This is a genomic window from Pseudomonas sp. YL2, from assembly GCF_023063025.1.
GTDB lineage: Bacteria > Pseudomonadota > Gammaproteobacteria > Pseudomonadales > Pseudomonadaceae > Aquipseudomonas > Aquipseudomonas putida_A.
Genome location: NZ_JAJSLU010000003.1, coordinates 155660 through 177299 on the forward strand (window position 1 = coordinate 155660; position 21640 = coordinate 177299).

General features: G+C 60.9%; 19 protein-coding genes. All 19 read right to left on the minus strand.

Going from position 1 to position 21640, the window contains the following annotated elements:
• Positions 1–30 precede the first annotated feature (30 nt).
• Positions 31–891, minus strand: a complete 861-nt coding sequence (locus LVD08_RS06060) for a flagellin domain-containing protein (RefSeq protein ID WP_007958307.1) — start codon at positions 889–891, stop codon at positions 31–33.
• Between the two features lie 237 nt (positions 892–1128).
• Complete coding sequence (locus LVD08_RS06065) at positions 1129–1401, minus strand: hypothetical protein (RefSeq protein ID WP_247267713.1); 273 nt, start codon at positions 1399–1401, stop codon at positions 1129–1131.
• On the minus strand, positions 1398–2687 hold the full coding sequence (locus LVD08_RS06070; protein WP_247267714.1) for a motility associated factor glycosyltransferase family protein: 1290 nt from the start codon (positions 2685–2687) through the stop codon (positions 1398–1400). Before LVD08_RS06070 ends, LVD08_RS06065 begins: the two co-directional genes overlap by 4 nt.
• An 86-nt stretch (positions 2688–2773) precedes the next feature.
• The gene (locus LVD08_RS06075) at positions 2774–3700 is read right to left on the minus strand and encodes a ketoacyl-ACP synthase III (RefSeq protein ID WP_096796272.1); all 927 of its coding nucleotides are present in this window, start codon (positions 3698–3700) and stop codon (positions 2774–2776) included.
• A gap of 227 nt (positions 3701–3927) precedes the next feature.
• Positions 3928–4980, minus strand: coding sequence for a pseudaminic acid synthase (gene pseI / locus LVD08_RS06080; RefSeq protein ID WP_115987959.1), 1053 nt, complete (start codon positions 4978–4980; stop codon positions 3928–3930).
• Positions 4973–6478 carry a UDP-2,4-diacetamido-2,4,6-trideoxy-beta-L-altropyranose hydrolase gene (pseG, locus tag LVD08_RS06085; RefSeq protein ID WP_247267715.1) on the minus strand — a complete coding sequence of 502 codons (1506 nt, stop codon included), beginning with the start codon at positions 6476–6478 and terminating at the stop codon, positions 4973–4975. The genes pseI and pseG overlap by 8 nt, the downstream gene beginning before the upstream one ends.
• Positions 6475–7170, minus strand: a complete 696-nt coding sequence (gene pseF, locus LVD08_RS06090) for a pseudaminic acid cytidylyltransferase (RefSeq protein WP_247267716.1) — start codon at positions 7168–7170, stop codon at positions 6475–6477. The genes pseG and pseF overlap by 4 nt, the downstream gene beginning before the upstream one ends.
• Positions 7167–7787 carry a pseudaminic acid biosynthesis-associated methylase gene (locus LVD08_RS06095; RefSeq protein WP_247267717.1) on the minus strand — a complete coding sequence of 207 codons (621 nt, stop codon included), beginning with the start codon at positions 7785–7787 and terminating at the stop codon, positions 7167–7169. Before LVD08_RS06095 ends, pseF begins: the two co-directional genes overlap by 4 nt.
• Positions 7788–7818: 31 nt before the next feature.
• Positions 7819–8976, minus strand: coding sequence for a UDP-4-amino-4,6-dideoxy-N-acetyl-beta-L-altrosamine transaminase (pseC, locus tag LVD08_RS06100; protein ID WP_247267718.1), 1158 nt, complete (start codon positions 8974–8976; stop codon positions 7819–7821).
• The gene (gene pseB / locus LVD08_RS06105; RefSeq protein WP_047292505.1) at positions 8973–9974 is read right to left on the minus strand and encodes a UDP-N-acetylglucosamine 4,6-dehydratase (inverting); all 1002 of its coding nucleotides are present in this window, start codon (positions 9972–9974) and stop codon (positions 8973–8975) included. The genes pseC and pseB overlap by 4 nt, the downstream gene beginning before the upstream one ends.
• Positions 9975–10004: 30 nt before the next feature.
• Entirely contained in the window at positions 10005–12920 is a 2916-nt protein-coding gene (locus LVD08_RS06110; protein WP_247267719.1) for a TIGR00180 family glycosyltransferase, read from the minus strand.
• A gap of 55 nt (positions 12921–12975) precedes the next feature.
• Positions 12976–13713 carry a cephalosporin hydroxylase family protein gene (locus LVD08_RS06115; protein WP_027614220.1) on the minus strand — a complete coding sequence of 246 codons (738 nt, stop codon included), beginning with the start codon at positions 13711–13713 and terminating at the stop codon, positions 12976–12978.
• 17 nt (positions 13714–13730) lie between these two features.
• Entirely contained in the window at positions 13731–14801 is a 1071-nt protein-coding gene (locus LVD08_RS06120; RefSeq protein ID WP_134785732.1) for a class I SAM-dependent methyltransferase, read from the minus strand.
• Positions 14798–15649, minus strand: a complete 852-nt coding sequence (locus LVD08_RS06125; protein WP_247267720.1) for an NAD-dependent epimerase/dehydratase family protein — start codon at positions 15647–15649, stop codon at positions 14798–14800. The genes LVD08_RS06120 and LVD08_RS06125 overlap by 4 nt, the downstream gene beginning before the upstream one ends.
• Entirely contained in the window at positions 15646–16872 is a 1227-nt protein-coding gene (locus LVD08_RS06130; protein WP_247267721.1) for a class I SAM-dependent methyltransferase, read from the minus strand. The genes LVD08_RS06125 and LVD08_RS06130 overlap by 4 nt, the downstream gene beginning before the upstream one ends.
• Positions 16869–17429: a dTDP-4-dehydrorhamnose 3,5-epimerase family protein gene (locus LVD08_RS06135; protein ID WP_247267722.1), complete on the minus strand. Its 561-nt coding sequence runs from the start codon at positions 17427–17429 to the stop codon at positions 16869–16871. Before LVD08_RS06135 ends, LVD08_RS06130 begins: the two co-directional genes overlap by 4 nt.
• Complete coding sequence (gene rfbG / locus LVD08_RS06140; RefSeq protein WP_097090155.1) at positions 17426–18508, minus strand: CDP-glucose 4,6-dehydratase; 1083 nt, start codon at positions 18506–18508, stop codon at positions 17426–17428. The genes LVD08_RS06135 and rfbG overlap by 4 nt, the downstream gene beginning before the upstream one ends.
• Positions 18490–19263 (minus strand): glucose-1-phosphate cytidylyltransferase, encoded by a 774-nt coding sequence (gene rfbF, locus LVD08_RS06145; RefSeq protein ID WP_247267723.1) that lies wholly within the window; start codon positions 19261–19263, stop codon positions 18490–18492. Before rfbF ends, rfbG begins: the two co-directional genes overlap by 19 nt.
• A gap of 255 nt (positions 19264–19518) precedes the next feature.
• Positions 19519–21525, minus strand: a complete 2007-nt coding sequence (locus LVD08_RS06150) for a calcium-binding protein (protein ID WP_247267724.1) — start codon at positions 21523–21525, stop codon at positions 19519–19521.
• Positions 21526–21640 lie beyond the last annotated feature (115 nt).

Below are 21640 nucleotides of genomic sequence, written 5' to 3' on the forward strand. Positions count from 1 at the left end.
CGCACCCTCCCGCCCAAACTCATTCCGAAATTACTGAAGCAGCTTCAGTACAGCGGAAGGCAGTTGGTTGGCTTGAGCCAGAACAGAGGTCGAAGCCTGTTGCAGGGTTTGCTGCTTGGTCAGGTTAGCAGTCTCTGCGGCGAAGTCGGTATCTTGTACGCGACCTTGTGCAGCAGTGGTGTTCTCGGTGATGTTCTGCAAGTTCTGGATGGTGCTGGTCAGACGGTTTTGCGAAGCACCCAGGCTGGCACGAGTTGCACCGATTGCAGCGATAGCGGCGTCGATTGCAGTGATCGCGTTGTCGATGTTCTGCGAAGCAGAACCAGCGCCAGTACCGGTGGTACCAGTCAGAACTACAGTACCGCTACCTACGGACAGGCTGACGGCGTCGAACTTGGAGCTCAGTACCAGGTCGATGTGGTTAGCCGAACCGGTGTTTGCGCCAACTTGCAGGGTTACAGTACCAGCCGAACCGTCCAGCAGGTTTTTGCCGTTCAGGTTGGTAGCAGCCGAGATACGGGTGATTTCGTCAGACATCTGAGCGAATTCAGCGTTGGTTGCGGTCTGGTCAGCAGTGCCGTTGGTGCCGTTACGTGCTTTAACAGCCAGTTCACGCATACGCTGCAGGATGTCGGTCGAAGCTTGCAGAGCGCCTTCAGCGGTCTGAGCAACGGAGATACCGTCGTTGGCGTTCTGGATGGCTTGGGTGTTACCACGGATCTGCGAAGACATACGGTTCGAGATCTGCAGGCCAGCAGCGTCGTCTTTTGCGCTGTTGATTTTCAGGCCGGAAGACAGGCGCTGCATCGAAGTCGACAGAGCGTCGGAAGCGCGGTTCAGGTTCTTTTGAACGTTCAGCGACGTGGTGTTGGTGTTTACTGTTAAAGCCATGACGAATTCCTCGTTGGTTGGGTACTGCGGCTTCCGGCCCTGGCAACCGCCTGGAATGGCCTAGAGAACCTTCGTAATAGTTATCGTCGGGTTGGCAAGTTGCTTGAGGGCTTTTTGAAAAAAATTTGCCATCACCCTGCCACCCCCGAGAAAACAAGGGCTTAGCGCCCTCCCACCTGCGAAAAAATGACGCCATAAAACCGACCCGCGCGTAAGGCCGCGGGCCAGTGCGGTCGCTCACTTTGCCGATCGTGCTTTTTGCAACACTTCGATCAGTTCGTATTCCATCCAGTCCGCCAGCCCCAACCAGTCCTGACGCTCCTGACAATCGAGCATGTGCGTGAGTACAAAGGCCCAGGCCTGCTGAATCGGCGCAGGCGTAACTATCAGCAACTGCTGCGCGCCCTCGAACACATCGACCATATCCAGCGCCGCCTCGACATCACGCCCTAGACGAAACAGCCCGGCGCAGTGGCGGCACTCGTCGACGCAGCGCTCAATCGTCTTCATTGCACAAACTCCTGATTGAACTGCGTCCCGGCGATCAATGCGCCCGCTCGACTGCTGTTGAAAAACTGCACCTGCGGATGCGCGGCGATATAACGCTCCAGTACGCACAGATAACCGCGAAAGTTCAGCTGGGTGCTGACCCGCTGGCCATGGCCGTCCTGCACCCAATGCCGCGCCTGATCAACACCGGGGCCCAGATCACCGTCATTCCAACCGGCATGGGTCTTGTTCATCGGGAACGCGAAGTCAGCGCCAAACAGGGTAATGCGCGACGCGCCCATCTTCACCGCCAGATCCACCGCCGGATGAATCACGCTGCCACCGACATGCAGTTGTCCGCGCGGATATTGCTCACGCAACGCGGCGTACACCGGGCTGGCCGAGTAACCGCCATAGCGCTTGCCTTTCCAGGCGGTCAGCACCGCAGGATCGCTCATAGGCAGATACACCAGCGGGATGCCAGCGGAGTCCTCGAACGGCAAATGCCGGAAGCTGATGCGCTGATCGATGGTGACCACCAGATCCGGGACGATGCCGTGTTCGCGCAGTGGCCGGTAAGCGGTATCGACGCACATCAACAATGGACGTTCAGCCTGCGCATGCACCGCCGCCAGACGCTGGAAATGCCCTTCCAGCGTCGGCCCGGTGCCGATCACATAGATTTCCCGGCCATTGGCGCTGCCGAACAACTGCGCCACATCGTCATCACCCAGCAACACCGGCAGGCAGTCCTGCAAACGCTGTTGAATGAACGGCAAGTTTGGATCGAACTCGCGATTGTTGAAGCTCAGGTGCACTTCACTGACCAGCCGATCGCGGATCTTCGCATTGAAGTCATCAGCCAGCAGCATCTCCGCCGGCAGGGCGAAAAACGGTGTGCAGATGTCTGACAGATCACCGGCATAGAACAGCTGCACGCGCGGATCTTCCAGCCATTGGCGCTGATCGAGCAGTTGCAGCACCAGCGCGAACAACGCGCCATTGAGGATGTGCACGTACAACCGCTCAAGGCCGGCGCGCTCCAGCAGCACCGTTGGCAAATCGCCGAGGCCGGTGCCGTAGACATGCAACTGCGGTTGTTCCGCCAGGCTGGCCGCCTGGATTCGGGCTTCGTGGACCCGGTCGTGGCGGCTGGTCAGTTGAATGCCATTGACACTGAGCGTCGAGCCCAAGCCCTGCACCAGTTCGGCTTGAACGACTGAGGTGTCTTCCGCCATCAGCCGCTCGAACAACGCCGGCCAGCGTTGCTGGATGACCTGGGCGTTGGGTTGGAAAAACTCGCTCATGCCGCCTAGCGCTCCATTCAGGCAAAAAAAATAGCGCTCAAGGGTAACCTTGAACGCTATTTTTGTATCCGCCGTTTTTGACCGACTCAAGGACGATAGATGATCGCCGAGCCCCACGACAGACCGACACCGAAACCGCTCAGGGCAATGCGCTGCCAGTCGGAATCGAGTACGTGTTTTTCCAGCAGCAGCGGGATGCTCGACGACACGGTGTTACCGGTCTCGACCATGTCCTTGATGAACTTCTCCGGCTCGCCTTCGAAACGCCGCGCCACCGCATCGACAATCGCCGCACTGCCCTGGTGAATGCAGAAGGCGTCGATGTCGTCAGCCTTGAGGCCGGAGTCGTCGAGCAATTCGTGCAAGTGCGCCGGGACTTTGAGCAGCGCGAAGTTGAACACCTGACGGCCGTTCATGAAGAACACGCCATCGGTGACTTTCAGGTGCGGTGCGCCCGAACCGTCGGTGCCGAACTTGGCCTTGCCCAGCGCCCATGAAGGATCTTCGCCCATCCAGGTCGCGGTGGCGGCATCGCCGAAGAGCATGGTGGTGTTACGGTCTTCCGGGTCGACGATTTTCGAATACGGGTCAGCGGTGATCAGCAGGCCGTTCTTCAGGCCGGCGGCTTCCATGAAGCCCTTGATCGCGTAGATGCCGTAGACGTAACCGGAGCAGCCCAGGGAAATATCGAACGCCGCGACATTAGTCGGCAGACCGAGTTTGTCCTGGACGATGGCAGCGGTGTGCGGCAGACCTTCTTCGTCACCGTTCTGGGTGACGACGATCAGCGCGTCGATCGATTCACGCTTCAGTTCAGGGTTGCTGGCAAACAGCGCATTGGCCGCTTCCACGCACAGATCGGAGGTTTCCTGTTCAGCGTCTTTGCGCGGCAGGAAAGCCGAACCGATTTTGCCGAGGATGAATTCTTCATCCTTCTCGAATTTTGCACCTTGTGCGTAATTGTCCACGCCGGCTACAGGAACGTAGCTCGCAATGCTTTTTATGCCAATCATTACGGCTTCCCAATAAAAAACAGCCCAAAACCACCGCTCGCAAGGATTCGAGGGGCGCCGACAAACAGAAAACGGCCGCCACAAAGGGCAGCCACGGGGAGCGCAAAGGGCTATCACTGGAACCGATTACACGGCCAGGCGCCATCTCCCCGGTCAATACAATACAGTGAAGATGCGCGTTATGACTCGCAGGTCACGCTATTTTGCCGAATCGGTTGCAGATCGGGTTATTCGACCAACGACCAGTCCAGCGGCGTGCCGCGTTTGATCGCCTGACGAGCGCGGCGACCGAGGACGGCATCGGTGTGCTTGGGCGGCAGACCGAGACCTGGGCGAATGGCGCGCAGATTGTCCCCGGAAAAGGCTTCACCGGCCGCCATGTCGGCAGTGACGTACAGCGAACGGCGATAGACCAGCGACTTGCGCTCGGCCTCGGTGACGCCGTAATGCACCTGGCCCATGGCTTGCCAGGCGCGCTCGGTTTCCACCACCAGACTGGCCAGCTCTGCAGGTTCCAGCGAGAAACTGGCGTCGACCCCGCCCGCCGAACGGTCGAGGGTGAAATGTTTTTCCACCACGGTCGCCCCGAGCGCCACAGCGGCCACGGACACGCCAACGCCCATGGAGTGATCGGAAAGACCTACCTCGCAACCGAACAGCTCACGCAGATGCGGGATCGTGCGCAGATTGCTGTTGAGCGGGGTCGCGGGGTAAGTGCTGGTGCATTTGAGCAGCACCAGATCCTTGCACCCTGCCTCGCGGGCGGCGCGCACGGTTTCGTCGAGCTCGGCGATGCTGGCCATGCCGGTGGAGATGATCAGCGGTTTGCCGGTCGCCGCCACGCGACGAATCAACGGCAGATCGGTGTTTTCGAAACTGGCGATCTTGTACGCCGGCACATCGAGGCTTTCGAGAAAGTCCACCGCCGTGTCATCGAACGGCGTCGAGAACGCGAGCATGCCCAACGCTTTGGCCCGGGCGAAAATCGGCGCGTGCCACTCCCACGGGGTGTGGGCCTTCTCATACAGGTCGTACAGCGAAGTACCCGCCCACAGGCTATTCGGGTCTTTGATGAAAAACTCGCCCTCGGCCAGATCCAGGGTCATGGTCTGCGCGGTGTACGTCTGCAACTTCAAGGCGTGCGCGCCAGCCTTGGCGGCGGCTTCGACAATCTGCAGGGCCACCTCCAGCGACTGGTTATGGTTGCCGCTCATCTCGGCAATGATGAACGGCGGCGCATCGGCACCGATCAGACGCTCGCCAATCTTGAAACTACTCATCGCGGTGATCCTTCAAAACCTTGGTGAACGTGCAGGCATTCTGGGTGAATCCGGCGTCACGAAACACATTCAAAGAGGGGCGATTGCCCGGCAGCACCTGAGCGGTGATAACGGTCATCTGCGGCCAGTGCTCGCGGACGAACGCCTCGCCTCGCGCCAGCAGCGCCCTGCCCCAGCCGAGACCGAGCCGTCCTTCCAGCAGATACAGCGACACTTCGGCTTCAAAGCCGCGCAAGTCATAACGCAAGACGCCGACCGCGCCGTCATCGGCCTCGGCAATCAACAGCAGACGCTGCGGATTGCGCAGGCTCGCATTGAGCCAGTTCAGGTGCTGCGGCCATTCGATTGCGCCAGCGTCCAGTGACCAACGGCGTACAGCCTCGGCATTGCGCCCGTCGAACAGCAATTGCGCGTCATCCAGAGTCGCCAGGCGCAGCTTGAGCACCGCACCGGCCAGCGCCGCCGCCACGCGCAACGCACCGCGCCCATCGACCAGTTGCCGTGAACGCTCGGCCAGACTCTGGCGCAGATAGACATTGTCGACGACAAAACCGATGGCGTCGCGCAGTTGTTCGACGCTGACCTGCTCGCGGGCGCCCATGAACACATGCGCCCCCGCCGCCGCCATCACTTCGCCGTTGGCCTGCTGATTGTTCGACACCGCGATGCAGATCGTCGGCAGGCCGAGGGCTGCACGCTCCCAACTGGTGCCACCACCCGCGCCGATAAACAGATCGGCAGCGGTCATGCGTTGCTGGAAATCGCTGACGAAACTGTGCAGGCGCCAATGCGGCCGTGTTGCGGCCAGTGCCTGCATTTGCGCCCACGCAGGATTGTCTGCACCGGCGACGAAATCCACTTCCAGCTCTGCGAAATCCTTCAGCGCCAACATCGCGTGATGGGTCTGCATCGCCGCATCGAAACCACCGAAATTCACCAGCACCCGGCGCGCCTTGGGCTTGATCGCAATGGCCGGACAGACGAACTCCTCGCGCAGCATGGCGTAGCGCGGGCCGAGCAAGGTGCGGCAGCCTTCGGGCAGCAGCGGCGCATAGTTTGCGCTGAGACCGGACAGGTTCTGATTAAGCAGCAGATCGACGCTGTAACGGCGAGTGGCGAGATCGTCTACTGCCGCGATCCGAGGTGCCCAACGGCGCGCTGCGGTTTGCCAGTGATGATCGAGGCCGTAGTGATCGGCGATGATCCAGTCGAATGCGGCGTGACCTGCCAGCAAGGCGTCCAGCTCCTCGATGTCTGCCTGCCACGGCAGCATCGATTCGATGGCTTGCTGCGGGTCTTCGTCAGGGTAGAAGTCCGGCAAGGCGAAGGTCTCGAAACCTTCGGCAGCCAAGGCATCGAGCCGATGCCCGGGCAACCGCCGGCAGGCAAAGGCAACATGACTGCCTTGCTTGCGCAGCACTCGCGCCAGCGTCAGGCCCCGGGCAATGTGGCCACTGCCGATGGTCGGCGAAGCGTCAGCGCGGATCAGCACTCTCATTGCAGTTCTCCGCCGGCCTTGAGCGCGGCGTAGAGGTATTCGGCGCGTTTCCAGTCTTGCAGTGTGTCGATGTCCTGTACCAGATGTCGCGGCAGAATGACCGGCAGACTCGCGGACGAATACAACACTTCACCGCGCAACCACGCCTCGCTGCGACCCCAGTAAAACTGGCCGGCGTCCTGAAAGGCCTCGGGCAGATCCTGCGAGCGGGTTTGGCGAAATTCCGGGTACAACGCGGTCAATGCGCCCTGCCCGTCCAGCGTCAGCGCCCGCTGCACCGGGAAACCAAAGCTGCACACGGAGAACGCAAAGGCTTTGTCCGGGTGCTGCTGCAGCAACTCGAATCCCTCGCGCAAAAAACGCGCCTGCAACAACGGCGCCGTGGCGTACACGCAGCAGGCGTAATCGAAGGCTGGCAGTTGCTGCAAGGCATGCACGATCACCGCAGCGGTGCCGGTGAAATCATCCGCCAGTTCAGCCGGGCGCAGGAACGGCACTTGCGCGCCATGGGCCAGCGCCAGCTCGGCAATGTCGGCGTCATCGGTACTGACCACGACCTGTTCGAACAGGCCACTGTCGAGCGCCGTATGGATCGAGCGGACAATCATCGGCACGCCATCGAACGGCAACAGATTCTTGCGCGGGATGCGCTTGCTGCCGCCACGGGCCGGGATGATTGCGACGCTGTTCAAGGACGTTTTTCCAGCAGGAACCAGGTGATGTCGTCCACCGGGAATTGTGGGTCACGGTGATAACCAAAGCCGTAATCGAGCAAGTGCAGATCGGCATAACGATCGAGCATTTCCCCGGCGAAATCGCGCTTGAACAGCTTGCCGCTGTTGCCACGATAGGACACTTCCACCGGTGCCGGATTGTAGTACTCGGCGATCAGGATGTAGCGCTGGCTCAACGCATACAACTGCGCATAGGCGGTCGGCAGCAGCTCCGGCGCCAGATGGATCAGCACGCCTTTGCTCAGAGTCAGGTCGTAACTGCGCTCGCGCGGAAAGTCGAACAGCGAGCCGTGCCAGATCTGCGCGATGCCCAGTGCCCGCGCCTGAGCACAGGCGTTTTCATTGATCTCGACGCCGAACAACTCACTTTGCGGCAGCAGTTGATGCAACGCCTGCAGGTTGTTGCCGGCATTGGTGCCCAGCTCAACCACACTGTCGATGCGCCCGGCGCGGCTCAGGGCCTTGGCGAACAACGCCAGGTTGGCCGCCACCAGCGGTTGTCCGACGTTGCGATCGACATACTGGTTGCCGAAATCGCCCTGCCAGAATTTTTCCTGCTCACTCAGATCACGCATTGCACAGTCTCATTCGCCGCCGCAGCGGGGTTTATTCGGTCAGCCGGCGCAATTGCTCAACCACATGATCCTGCTGCTCATCACTGAGCAACGGATACAGCGGCAGGCTGATCGCCTCGGCGTAATAACGCTCGGCTTCTGGGAAGTCGCCCTCGGCGAAACCCAGTTCGCGATAGTACGGCTGCAAATGCACCGGAATATAGTGCAGGTTCACGCCGATGCCGGCGGCACGCAAGCCTTCGAACACCTGACGGTGGGTCAGGCCGATGCGCTCGGTCTGCAGGCGCACCACGTACAGGTGCCACGCCGATTCCGCCTCCGGCTGCGCGCTGGGCAAGCTCAGTGGCAGGTAGGCCAACAAACGGTCGTAGCGCGCCGCCAGTTCGCGGCGACGGGCGATGAAGCTGTCCAGTTTGCACAGTTGCGACAGACCCAGCGCCGCTTGCAAATCGGTGATCCGGTAATTGAAGCCCAGCTCGATCTGCTGGTAATACCACGGGCCGTGGCTGGGTTCGCTCATCTGCTGCGGATCGCGGGTCATGCCGTGGCTGCGCAAGCGTTGCAGGCGCTCGGCCAGTTGCGGGCGATTGGTCAGGACCATGCCGCCTTCAGCACTGGTGATGATCTTCACCGGGTGGAAACTGAACACGGTCATCGCCGCAAAGTCCCCGCAACCCACCGGACGCCCGGCGTAGCTGGCGCCCACCGCGTGCGAGGCGTCTTCGATCACCGTGAAGTTGTAGCGCTCGGCCAGTTCAGCAATCTTGCGCAGGTCACAGCTCTGCCCGGAGAACGCCACCGCCACCAACACTTTCGGCAGCGTGCCGTCCTGCTCGGCCTGATCGAGTTTCGCGGCGAGGGCGAAGGCATCGAGGTTCCAGGTCAGCGGATCGATGTCGACGAAATCCACGTCGGCGCCGCAATAGCGCCCGCAGTTGGCTGAAGCCAGAAAAGTGTTCGGCGTGGTCCACAAGCGATCACCCGGGCCAAGGCCGGCAGCGAGGCAAGCGATGTGCAGCGCCGCCGTGGCGTTGCACACCGCCACGGCGAAGTCGGCCTGGCAACGTTCGGCCATTGCCTGCTCGAAACGCTCGATAGTCGGGCCTTGAGTCAGCCAGTCCGATTGCAAAACCTCGACCACTGCATCGATGTCCGCCTGATCAACGCTCTGCCGACCGTAGGGAATCATGCCGACAACTTCGCGTGCAGCTCGGCGATCTGCCCGACCGAGAGGTAGTGCGGGTTGGTATCGGAGCGGTATTCGAAATCTTCACTCACCGGCCGGCCATGTTCGCCGAGCTTGTCGATGGAGAAATCGACATCGACGCTGGTGAAGCGGATCGACGGCTGAATGGTGTAGTGGTCTGCGAACTCCAGGGTCATCCGCGCATCGTCCAGCGGCACCATCAGTTCATGTAGTTTTTCCCCGGGACGAATACCGACGTTCTTGTGCGGCAGATGCTCGGCCATGCCCCGCGCCAGATCGACGATGCGAATCGACGGGATCTTCGGCACGAACACTTCGCCGCCGTGCATCCGCGCAAAGCTGTCGAGAACAAACTGCACGCCATGATCCAGAGTGATCCAGAAGCGGGTCATGCGCTCGTCGGTGATCGGCAACTCCTGCGCACCGTCGGCAATCAGCTTGCTGAAAAACGGTACGACCGAACCCCGCGAGCCCGCCACGTTGCCGTAGCGCACCACGGCAAAACGGGTCTGCTGCTCGCCGGCAATGTTGTTGGCGGCGACGAACAACTTGTCCGAGAGCAGCTTGGTCGCGCCGTACAGGTTGATCGGGCTGGCGGCCTTGTCGGTGGACAGCGCGACGACTTTCTTCACGCCATTGTCGATGGCGGCGGCGATGATGTTCTCCGCGCCATTGACGTTGGTGCGGATGCACTCGGTCGGGTTGTACTCCGCTGCCGGCACCTGCTTGAGCGCCGCCGCGTGCACCACGTAGTCGATGCCGCGCATGGCCTGCCGCAGACGATCGGCGTCGCGTACGTCACCGAGAAAGTAGCGCATGCACGGCGCGTTGAACGTCTGCTGCATTTCGTACTGCTTGAGCTCATCGCGGGAGAACACCACCACGCGCTTGGGCTGGTATTGCTCAAGCAGACGGGCAATGAATTTGCGCCCGAACGAGCCGGTGCCGCCGGAGATGAAGATCGATTTACCGTTGAACATGTGCTGATTCCTGTTCCTTGTCCGACGGACTCAAGCGAGTAACTGCGACCAGTCCAGCGACGCACTGTCGTTCAGACCATACCCTTTGCCGCTCAGGCTCAGGTTGGCGTTGTACGCCTGATCCTGAGCGAACGCGGCGGCCCATTTTTCCTGTAGCGCTGCCAGTGCCTGGGGTGCCTGGGCAATCGCGCCCTGATGCAGGACCTGCACCGACGGCGTCCATACCGTGAGGTAACCGGCCTGAGCGGCTTTCAGACACAGATCGACATCGTTGAAAGCGTCGCCGAATGTGCTGTCGTCCAGACCACCCAATGCTTCAAACAGTTCTTTGCGCACCATCAGGCACACGCTCGATACCGCCGAGCAGTTCTGCTCCACCGACAACCGGTACAGATAGCCGTCGGCATCATGTTTCTCACCGACGAACGCCGAACCCACCCCGCCATGCATACCAAGGATCAGCCCGGCCTGGCTGACTTTGCCGTCGCGATCGACCAGCTTCGGCCCAACCACGCCGATTTCCGGACGCAGGGCATGGTTGAGCAGCGAGTCCAGCCAGTTCGGGTTGACCACTTCCGCGTCGGCCGCAAGCAATACCAGGTATTCGCCCTGCGCCTGGCGGCTGGCGGCGTTGAGCAATGCCGGTACGCTCAGCGATTGATCGGCACGCAGCACCTGGACTTTCGGATGCTGGTACGTACCCAGCCAGTCATTGACCTGGGCCGATTGCGTGGCCGTGGTGGCGATCAGGATCTCGTAATGGTGATAACGGGTGCGCAGTTGCACCCCTTCGAGACAGCGTTGCAGGGCGGGCAGGTCATCGGCGGCCGGAATCACGATCGATACCAGAGGACGATCACTGTGGTGGTAATCGATCTGATAAATGCCCGGCACCGCCGAGGTGACCTTGGCCTTGTAGCCGCGATTGCCCAGGTGGCGCAACAGCGCCAGACGCTCATGCGCGTTTTCTTCCAGCGACGCGGCTTCGGTGATCAGCAGCGGCTCGTCGAGGTGGGCCAGGCTGTTCAAACCGTGCTCTTCGATGATGCGCAGCAGCACGTCAAATTCCAGCGCCTTGTTGAAATCGACGCGGTAGCCGCCTATCTCGATCAAAGCGTCACGCCGCACCAGCCAGTGTCGCGCCATCAGGCCCGGCAGGCTCAAGAGCAGGTCAAGGTTGAAGCCGGGACGGAACACATCCATCAGCGCGCCCTTCTCCCCGCGCTGAATCTCGTCGGTGGAAACAGCACGGCAATCGCCTGCGGACATCAACTCCAGGCTGGCGCGCAACAAACCACTGGCGGTGAACTCGTCGCCCGCCTCGGCCAGCAGCACCCAGTCGCACGGCGACTGACGGGCACTCTGATTGAGTTTATCGACCAGGTTGGCCGGCGTAACCCGGACAAAGTGCAAAGTGTTCTGCGCCGTGGTGGCCGCCGGCGCTTCGCCGGTGGTGAACACGACAATTCTGAACGCCTTGCATTGGCCTTCGAGCAGGCTGTCGAGGCTGACCTGCAACTTGTCGATGTCATCGTCCAGATCCAGCAGGAAGATGCCGAACTGCGGGCCACCGCCGTTGACCGACAGGTGCTCGGCAATCGATGCCAACTGAGCACCATCGGCCTGACGCGAATCCAGCCACTTGAGCAGTCGGCCGGACTGCGTCTGGTCGAACACCTGATGATGGTCTTCCAGCGTCAACGCTTCGAGACGAGCATTCCAGTCGCGCATGTTCTGCGCTTCTTCGTCCTCGCCGGCCAGTTCCAGCTGTTGTGCCAGACGCTTGACCACGGTGCGGTTGAACGCATTGAGGTCGTGCGCCTGCCACAAGCGATCCAGAACACTTTCCGGGGTATCGTTGTTGCGCGCCTGCAGCAAGTGCGCCTGACGAGTCCACACACCCTCCAGGTCGCGCAGTTGAATGCGCCCGGCGGGCATGGCGTGCAGCATGAATTCGAACTGTTCCAGACGATCGAAAAATGGCTGGTTGTAAAACGGCATCTCGACGTATTGCAAAGGCCCGAACCGCCGGTCAGGCCTCTTGAGCGACTGATTCCAGGTGGACTGGATAATCAGTTCTGCCGTCAGTGCCCGGCCGCTTTGCAGGCTGTCGACCATCGCCTCGAAGCTTTGCAGGGCAAAGGCCTTACCCTGTTGCGCGTCGAGATCCTTGATGCCGGTCGGCAGCGACGCGAGGAATTCAGCGAACGCTTCTCGCTCGGCGACCGATTTGGCGTCGACGTAAGTCAGCGAGTGATACACCTCGGTGCTGTGCTCGGAATTGCCGTAGTTGATCTCGCGCACCACGTAAGGCATCGGCAGGATCCGCGCCTTGGCACTGGCCAGCAGGAAATACACATGGCCGATTTCCTGCCACTGGAAATTGGTGCCCGCCGGCAACGCCGAGTGCCAGATCTTCATCAGATCGGTACGGGTCACCGCATAAAACGGCGGGATGTACTGACTCATGTAGTCGATAACCCGATCCTGAGCCCGCTCGGACGCATAATCTTCCTGGACTTTCTTGTCGCGACGGTAATAGCTCACACCACCGGACAGCGTCAGGTACATCAGGCAATAGCCATGGCACATGCCATAGTCCGGATTCGCCTGAAGGAAACCGACGGACTCGGCCAGCGAATCGTGCAGGATGAAATCGTCGTCAGCCGCCAGCACCATGTACGGCGTGGTCAGTCGCTCAACACCGTAAGCCAGTTTGGCCTGCATGCCCCAGTAGGCGAACTGCGGCACGTGATGGTAATCGACGGCGGAAAAATCCCCCTCCGGCCGCTCGGGTGTGGAGTCCAGCACCATGATCCGGCAGGGCAAGCTGCTGTAATACTTCACCGCCCGACGCAGGAACGCCGGCCGATTGTGAGTAATCAGCACCACGGTCAACAGCTCGTTGAGCGGTAGCGCCAGTTCAGAACTGTACTTGCCTTGCATAACTTCTCTCCACAACCGGCGACTCGCCGAGATAACGCTTTGGTGATGTTGCGAATTAACGAACGCGACGCAGATAGCCGTCCGGCGCCACGGTGATCAGCAGCTTGTTTTGCAATTGCTGGTCGATCTCGAAATCCTGGTTCTCTTCCAGGTACTTCCACACCGCGGTTTTCGGGTTATCACCCGGGCCCCATGGGCGATCCGGGAAGAAATCGGCCGGCATGTCTTCGACCACGGTGTCCATCACCACGCAGTAGCTGTCGACCGAGACCAGCGGCGCATACAGGCGCAGCTCTTCGAGCACGTGGTCGTGGGTGTGGTTGGAGTCGAGGACCAGAATGACCTTCTTGCCTTTGGCCGCCGCCTGCACCTGAGCAGCGATGGCCGGGTCGATGCTCGAACCTTCGATCATCTTGATGCGCTTGGCCATCGGGTGGCTTTCGATCGCTTCACGGTTGTGCGGGCGGATGTCGAGGTCGATGCCCAGCACTTCGCCGTGACCTTGCAGTTCCAGCAGGGAGGCGTAGTAGATGATCGAACCGCCGTGGGCGATGCCGCACTCGATGACCAGATCCGGCTTGACCTGCCAGATGATCTCCTGCATTGCCATCATGTCCTGCGGCAGCTGGATGATCGGGCGGCCCATCCACGAGAAGTGGTAGCTGTACTTGTGTTTGGCCGATTCGTTGAAGAAATCACGGGCCAGGCCAGTGAGTTTCTGGTCGTCACCCTGCTGGGCGATCTGCTCGCGGCATTCGGCTTCGAAGGCTTGGTTGATGCTGTTGTCGGTCATGTTCAAAGTCTCAATGGTCACTGGAACGAAGCGCTGTCGACGGCGTGATAGACGTAGCGTCCACCGGTCATCCGCTTGATTTCTTCGAGGTAATTGGAATTCATCACAAACAGGTGGGCGCCTTCGGGCAGCGCATCCATCGCCTCTTGCGGCGAGGACACCCGCGCGCCGCTCAGCGGCAGATAACGCCCCTGCTTGGCCGGGTTGATATCCACCACGCGATCCACCGCGACACCGGCGCGCTGCAGGAACAGCGAATAGATCACGCCTTTGGACGATGCGCCCCAGATCGCCGAACCCTGCTCGGGTGCGGACTGAATGATCTGCACTGCGCGCTCAAGGCTGGCGGTGAAACCGTCCGGCAGCGTCAGGCGTGGCACCGGTTGCTGCGGGGTCAGGCGCAACGTCGAAAGGTCGGCGACGATGTACAGGTACTGGCCGCCAAACAGGTGGCCGGCCTCGTGCACGGTGCCGAACATCCGGCGCAGGTCATCGAGGCGGAAATAATTGACGTGCTCGTAGAACAGATCGAACCAGGCCTTGTGCTCGAGGATCCAGTCGAAGCAAGGCACCTCGATGTAGATCTGCCCGCCCTGATTGGCTTCGGCGATCACCGCCAGAAAGCTCACCGGGTCTTCGATGTGTTCCAGCACATGGCGCAGGACAATGGCGTCAGCTGCCAGGCCAAGACCACGGGTGAACGGCGCCTTGATCACGTCGGCGTTCTCGCCTTCGTAGGCCGGATCGATCCCGGTGATCGAATAACCGAGGCCCTTGAGCAACTCAAGGAAGTAACCCTTGCCGCAGCCGACTTCGATCAGCTCCTGGCCCTTGAAGTGTTTGGCGATGATGCCTTCGACGTCGCTCAGGTGCTTCTGGAACTGGCCCGAATGGGCCTGTTCGTTCTGATAGTCGGCGTCATAGCTGAGCTTGTCGGCATCGAACGCGGCGTTGAAGATCAGGCCACTGCGCTCATCCTGCACCAGCAGCATGTCGGCGCTGGCCGACGCCTTTGCCGACTCCGGGTCGGCAAAGGTGCGGTTCTGCAATACCGGCAGGTCGGTGACCCGATACAACTCGTGCCTCATTGCGGCTCTCCCAGTAGCTGTTGCAAACGCTCGGTCACGGCCCAGAACGCCATCGGTTCGTGGGTCGGATAAGGGTAATGGCCGAGGTTCAGATTCAGTGCCGCACCGCGCTCGCGCAGCCGTTGTTCAACCAGTGCGCGCACCGATACCGGCTGGCCGCTGGCGCAATTGATCACGCCGTTGAAATCGCGCTGATGGACGATCGTGGCGAGGTAATCGGCGGCGCTGGCGATCGGCAAAAAGTCGCGCAGCTGCTCGCCGCCAGACATGTTGAACGACGCCTCGCCGGCATCGATCGCCCGGTCCAGCGCCGCCAGCAGACTGTTGGGGTTCTGCCCTTCGCCATGCAGGTAGAACAGACGCGCCCACTGCAAGGTGAACGGTTTTTCCTGCTGCAGATTTTGCAAAAACAGATTCAGCGTGTGTTTGGCCAGACCGTAAGGATTGCTCGGCTGCGGCTCGACGCTTTCGCTGAGCGGGCCGCTTTGCATGCCGTACTCGAAGCAGGTGCCAGTCACCAGCACTTGCGCCACACCCGCCTCGACCGCGCCTTTGATAAAGCGGTAATCGGCCATCAGGTTGTGCTCGAAATGAAACAGCGCCCGATAGTTCGGCAACCCCGGCCAGGCCAGGTGCGCGAGGACGTCAATACCGTCGGTGAGCGCCGCAATGTCCAGATCCGCCGCGTGAATATCCGCCGCGACGAATTCGACGTGGTTGATCCACGGCATGCTCGCCGCAGTCTCGACATTACGCGCCACCGCACGTACCGCGCAGCCACGGGCGAGCAACGCCGCGACCAGATGCCGGCCGACGAAGCCCGTGGCCCCGGTGACCAGGACGTTCACAGGACTTTCATCTCAGGCACGGCGATCACGAAGCGCCCGTCCCACTGACGCACTTGCGCCAGTTGCTGACTGACTTCGTGCAGCAGGTTCCACGGCAGCACCAGCACGTAATCCGGTTTTTCGATGTCGATCTGCGCCGGCGCAACAATCGGAATACGGCTGCCCGGCAGAAACTTGCCCTGCTTGTGCGGGTTGGCATCGGCCACCCAAGCCAGCAGATCCGGCTTGACCCCGGCGTAGTTGAGCAAGGTGTTGCCCTTGGCCGCCGCGCCGTAACCGACCACCCGCTTGCCGTCGGCCTTGGCCTGCAACAGAAAGCGCAGCAGTTCATGCTTGATGCGTTCGGCAGCAGGCGCGAGGGTCGCGTAGTACTCAGGGGTTTTCACCCCGACATCCAGCTCGGCCTGCAACTGTTGCTGCACCGCCGGCTGCACAGCACGACGCTCTCCGTCCTGGCGCTGCACGAACACCCGCAGCGAACCGCCGTGGGTGCTCAACTGACTGACGTCGAACACTTCCAGACCATTGCGCTCGCACAGAGTCTGCACCGCGGTCAGCGACAGGTAGGAATAGTGCTCGTGGTACAGGGTGTCGAACTGTGCGCCAGCCATCAGCGTCAGCAGTTGCGGAAACTCAAAAGTGGCGACGCCGGTCGGCTTGAGCAGCGTGGCGAAACCACCGAGGAAATCATTGATGTCCGGCACATGCGCGAGCACGTTGTTGGCGGCCATCAGGTCGGCGCCCCAGCCTTCGCCTTTCAACTGTGCTGCACTGTCGCGACCGAAGAACACTTCACGAATCTGCAGACCCTTTTCCCGCGCCGCTTGCGCGGTGCTGCGGGTCGGCTCGACACCCAGACACGGAATACCGCGAGCAGCGACGTACTGCAGCAGGTAACCGTCGTTGGCGGCGACTTCGACCACACGGCTGTCGGCGCTCAGGTCAAAGCGCTCGACCATCTCGGCGACATAGCGCTCGGCGTGGGCCAGCCAGGTGCTGGAGAACGAACTGAAATAGGCGTACTCGGCATCGAACAGGCTGTCGGCGCGGGTGTAATCCTCGGTCTGCACCAGCCAGCACTGCTGGCACACGGCGACCTTGAGCGGCACCCACTGTTCGGCCTGCTCCAGGCGCTCGGCATGCACGTAGGCGTTGGACGGTGGCGAGGTGCCGAGGTCGATCAGCGGCAGGCTCAGCGGTGCGGCGCACCCACGGCAGTTCATAGACGCACTCCGGCAAAGTGTTGATCGAGCGCAGGATGGCTGAAATCACGCGCTGACAAATTATTGACAGGCAACGGCCAGGCAATCGCCAGCCGTGGATCGTTCACCGACAAGCCGCCTTCGTGCTCCGGCGCGTAATCGGCGCTGTGCAGGTACAGCAGTTCGGCGTCATCGGTCAGGGTCTGGAAACCGTGGGCGAACCCGGCCGGAATCAACAGGCTGCGACCATCGCCAGCCTTGAGGTGCTCGGCGTGCCAGTGCAGAAAGGTCTCGGAATCCGGACGCAGATCCACCGCCACGTCCCACACTTCACCGCGCAGGCAAGTGATCAGCTTGGCTTCCGGCGCATTGGCATTCTGGTAATGCAGACCGCGCACGCTGCCCTTTTCACGGGTGCAGGAATGGTTGATCTGGCGGATGTGAAATTCGCTGCCGAACGCACTCAGGCTGCCTTCGCAGAACAGCCGGGCGAAATGCCCGCGCTGATCTTCGAAGCGTCTGTGCTGGACGCTGAACAGCCCGGCCAGCGGCAACGGTTTCAAGGAAAACTCGCTCACAGCGCGCCTCGGTACAGGTTCAGTTGGCCGAGAGTGACGTTGCGCATGTCATCGCCGTTCTGCCACGCCAGATGCCAGTCGAGGGTCTGGGTCAGGCATTGCTGCAAGGTCCAGCGTGGCTGCCAGCCGAGTACCTGACGGGCGCGGCTACTGTCGAGGCGCAACAGGCCAGCCTCGTGCAGTTCGCTTTTTTCGATGCGCAGACCACGTGCCTGTGGCCAGCGACTGGCGAGCAGTTCGACCACTTCGCCGACGCTGCACATGTCCGCCTCGCCCGGGCCGAAGTTCCACGCCCCGGCGTATTCCGGGCCTTGTTCGTAGAGCCCCGCCGCCAGTTGCAGGTAACCGGCCAGCGGTTCCAGCGCGTGCTGCCACGGGCGCACCGCTTGCGGGTAACGCAGGGTCACCGGCTCGTCTGCAGTCCAGGCCTTGAGCACGTCGGGAATCAGCCGCTCAGGGGCGAAGTCACCGCCACCCAAGACGTTGCCGGCGCGCGCGGTGGCCAAGGCCAGACCGTGTTCAGCGTACTTGTCGGCCGGGAAAAACGACGCGGCGTAAGACTGCGCCAACAGTTCGCAGCAAGCCTTGCTGCTGCTGTAGGGATCGTGGCCGCCGAGGGCTTCGTCCTCGCGGTACGGCCACAGCCATTCCTTGTTGGCGTAGACCTTGTCGGTCGTCACCAGCACGCAGGCGCGCACGCAACCGACCTGACGAATCGCTTCGAGCAGGTTCAGCGTGCCCATGACGTTGCTGGAGTAAGTGCCCAGCGGGTCGCGATAGCCTTCACGCACCAGTGGCTGCGCGGCCAGGTGCAGAACGATCTCCGGCTCGGTGTCGGCAATGATCTCCAGCAACGCGCCGAGATCACGCAGATCGCCACGTTGATCGTTGATCCCTTCGTGAACCCGCGCCAGTTCATACAGGCTCGGTTCGGTCGACGGATCCAGCGAGAAACCGCTGACGTGCGCGCCGAGGCTTTGCAGCCACAGGCTCAGCCAGCTGCCTTTGAAACCGGTGTGACCGGTGACCAGTACGCGTTTGCCGCGCCAGAAATCCGCGCTCAGGCCCATTGCTTCCATGGGGCCTCCCCGCTCTGCCACAGCGCTTCGAGGTGGTTCTTGTCGCGCAGGGTGTCCATCGGATGCCAGAAGCCTTCGTGCTCGAAGGCGTTCAGCTGTTCATCCTCTGCCAGACGCGCCAGCGGCTCGGCTTCCCAGGTGGTTTCATCGCCAGCGATGTAGGACAGGACTTTGGGCGACAGCACGAAAAAGCCGCCGTTGATCCAGCCACCGTCGCCACGCGGTTTTTCGGTGAAACCCAGTACCTGATCGCCCTGGCGCTCAAGGGCACCGTAACGTCCCGGCGGCTGCACCGCGGTGACGGTGGCCAGGCGACCGTGGGCTTTGTGGTAATCGACGAGTTGAGCAATGTCGATGTCGGAAACGCCGTCGCCGTAGGTGAAGCAGAACGCCTCTTCATCCTTGAGGTAACGGCCGGCACGCAGCAGGCGGCCACCGGTCATGGTTTCCTCGCCGGTGTCGATCAGGGTGACGCTCCACGGCTCGCTGTAGTTCTGGTGCACGTCCATGCGGTTGTTGCGCATGTCGAACGTGACGTCGGAGGTGTGCAGGAAGTAGTTGGCGAAGAAGTCTTTGATCGCATAGCCCTTGTAGCCCAGGCAAATCACGAAGTCGTGGATTCCGTGAGCGGAATACTGCTTCATGATGTGCCAGAGAATTGGCTTGCCGCCGATCTCGATCATGGGTTTGGGCTTGAGGTGCGACTCTTCACTGATGCGCGTGCCGAGGCCACCCGCCAAAATAACTGCCTTCATCGTCTCCCCTCTCGTTCGTCACCGGGCTGCGCATGGCTTTGTTGAGCGATGCGGGCCGTCTGGCTAACCCTTTTGCCGCCTGCGGCGCCGCTGCGATGACCGCGAGCGCTCGTTTTATGGCGATTTGAGGGGGACTTGCAGGAAACGCGCCAGCTCCGCGAGCGCTGCGTCGGCGGGAATTCAAGGCATGAAAAAGGGATGAGTCCGTTGCCGGAGTCATCCCTTTCATCAAGCTACTTCAATGAATCGGACGGATCAGCCAAACATCGCGAATCCATCGATCGTGGCAGGCAGGTCGTAGGACTGGCCGTCAGCGGTCTGCAGATGTTCGATGTTGTTGTACCCGGCGTACCAGCCCTGCAGCTTCACGCCGTTGTCGGGAACGCCGGCGCTGCCGTCGTTGGCACCATGCAGATAGGCGTCGTCACCGATGCGGGTGACGTTCAACTGGCTGATATTGGCGATGGTGTTCAGGATCAGGGTGTCATTGATATCCCAGCCCTCGTCCTGAATCGATACCAACCCAGTGGTGTTCAGGATATAGGTATCGTCACCCATACCGCCCAATGCGATGCCGCCAGTGCCCGACTGCCCCGTGAGATTGAGGTTCAGCACGTCGTTGCCACTGCCACCTGACAACAGATAACTGTTGCCGGTGCCGGTGAGCACGTCAAAACCGTCATCACCAAAGGCACTGCCGTTGTGGACCGTGATGGTGTCACTGCCTTGTCCACCGTCCGCCACAGTGCCCAGGTCATTCGCAGCACTAACGATGACGTCATCGCCGTTGCCGCCGAACAATTTGTCAGCCTGCGCCACGTCGCCGTCGAGACCGGACTTCAGCCCGCCATAGAGATGATCGTTGCCATCGTTGCCGTTCAGGGTATCGTCACCACTGCTGCCTTCCAGAATCGTATCTTCCCTGTTGGCACCCAGCTCATCGTTAAAATGGCTGCCACGCAAGCCTTCGACATCGTAATGCGTGTCACCGTCAGCCGTGCCGTTCTGGCCGATTCTCCACAGCGTGGCCACCACACCCGTGTCGCTGTCCTCATAGCTGACGATGTCCATTCCCGCGCCGCCCACGAAGACATCCCGTCCGGCGCCACCGTAGAACAGGTCATCGCCGCTGCCGCCGAAGATGTAGTTGTCGGAATCATTGCCATAACCGGTGAAATCGGCTGTACCGGTGTAGGTCATTTTCTCGATGAACGGGTCCATCTTCATGACCGACAGGCTGGTGTACAGCTCGTCAAACCCCATGCCTGAGTCTGTCTCGACGATGGTCACACCCTCGCTGTTGATCGTGTAGACGTCGCTGCCCCAGCCACCTTCGAAGGTCACGCCGCCCGAGTTGGCAGTGAAGTGATCGTCCAGGTTAGTCCCGACAACCTTTTCCACATTGATCAAGGTGTCGCCCTCGGCGTAGTCGCCGGAACCGAAGCCCTTGCCATCACGAAACTCGATGCTGACCGCGTCGTTGGAACGGCTGTAATCGACGGCGTCAAAGCCATCGGCACCGTCCATGACCATTGCGCTTGCGTCGGCGAAGATCACATCGTTGAAATTCGAACCCTGCACGGCCTCGATGCTCGAGTAGGTATCGCCGAATGCAATACCAGTGGCGCCCCACATGCTCGAGAGCTCGATACTGACGCCTTCAAGGCTGTCGGTATAGCTGACGGTGTCGAAGCCCTCGCCGCCAATGAACTGATCGCCACCGTCGCCACCCCACAGCCAGTCATTACCGGCGCCGGCAATGATCACGTTGTGCTCGGCATTGCCGTAGCCCTTGAAGTCGCCGATTCCGGTGAAGGTCATTTTGTCGAGGAACGGGTCCATCTTCTGGATGTTAACGCTGGTGCGCAACTCGTCGTAGCCGCCGCGCTCGTCTTCGATGATCGTCACGCCCTCACTGCCGATGATGTAAACGTCATCCCCGCCGCTGCCTTCCAGCGTGACGCCGGAAACCGAACTGGCAAGGGTGTCATCAAGGAAGCTGCCGACCACTTTTTCGATGGCAACCAGCGTGTCAATGGAACCATCTGCCTTCGTGACGCTGGCTAGCCCTTGACGGATATCGACGCTGACGCCCGAAGACATGATTCGATAATCCACAGAATCAAAACCCTCGCCACCATCCAGCAGATCGGCTCCGGCAGTCCCCCAGATCTGATCATCCGACTCCAGTCCGAAGAGCTCGTCGTTGCCTTCACTGCCGCTCATGACATCGGCTTCACTCGTCCCATAAATCACTGCCATTTGCTTCTTCCTTGCATTGTTGTTGATTCCGGAAACCTGCCTCCCGGTAACAAGCCGATCACGCCAGCAGCAACCGTCCGAGGTCAGCGAATAGAGAAGTATCGACAGGAAAAGC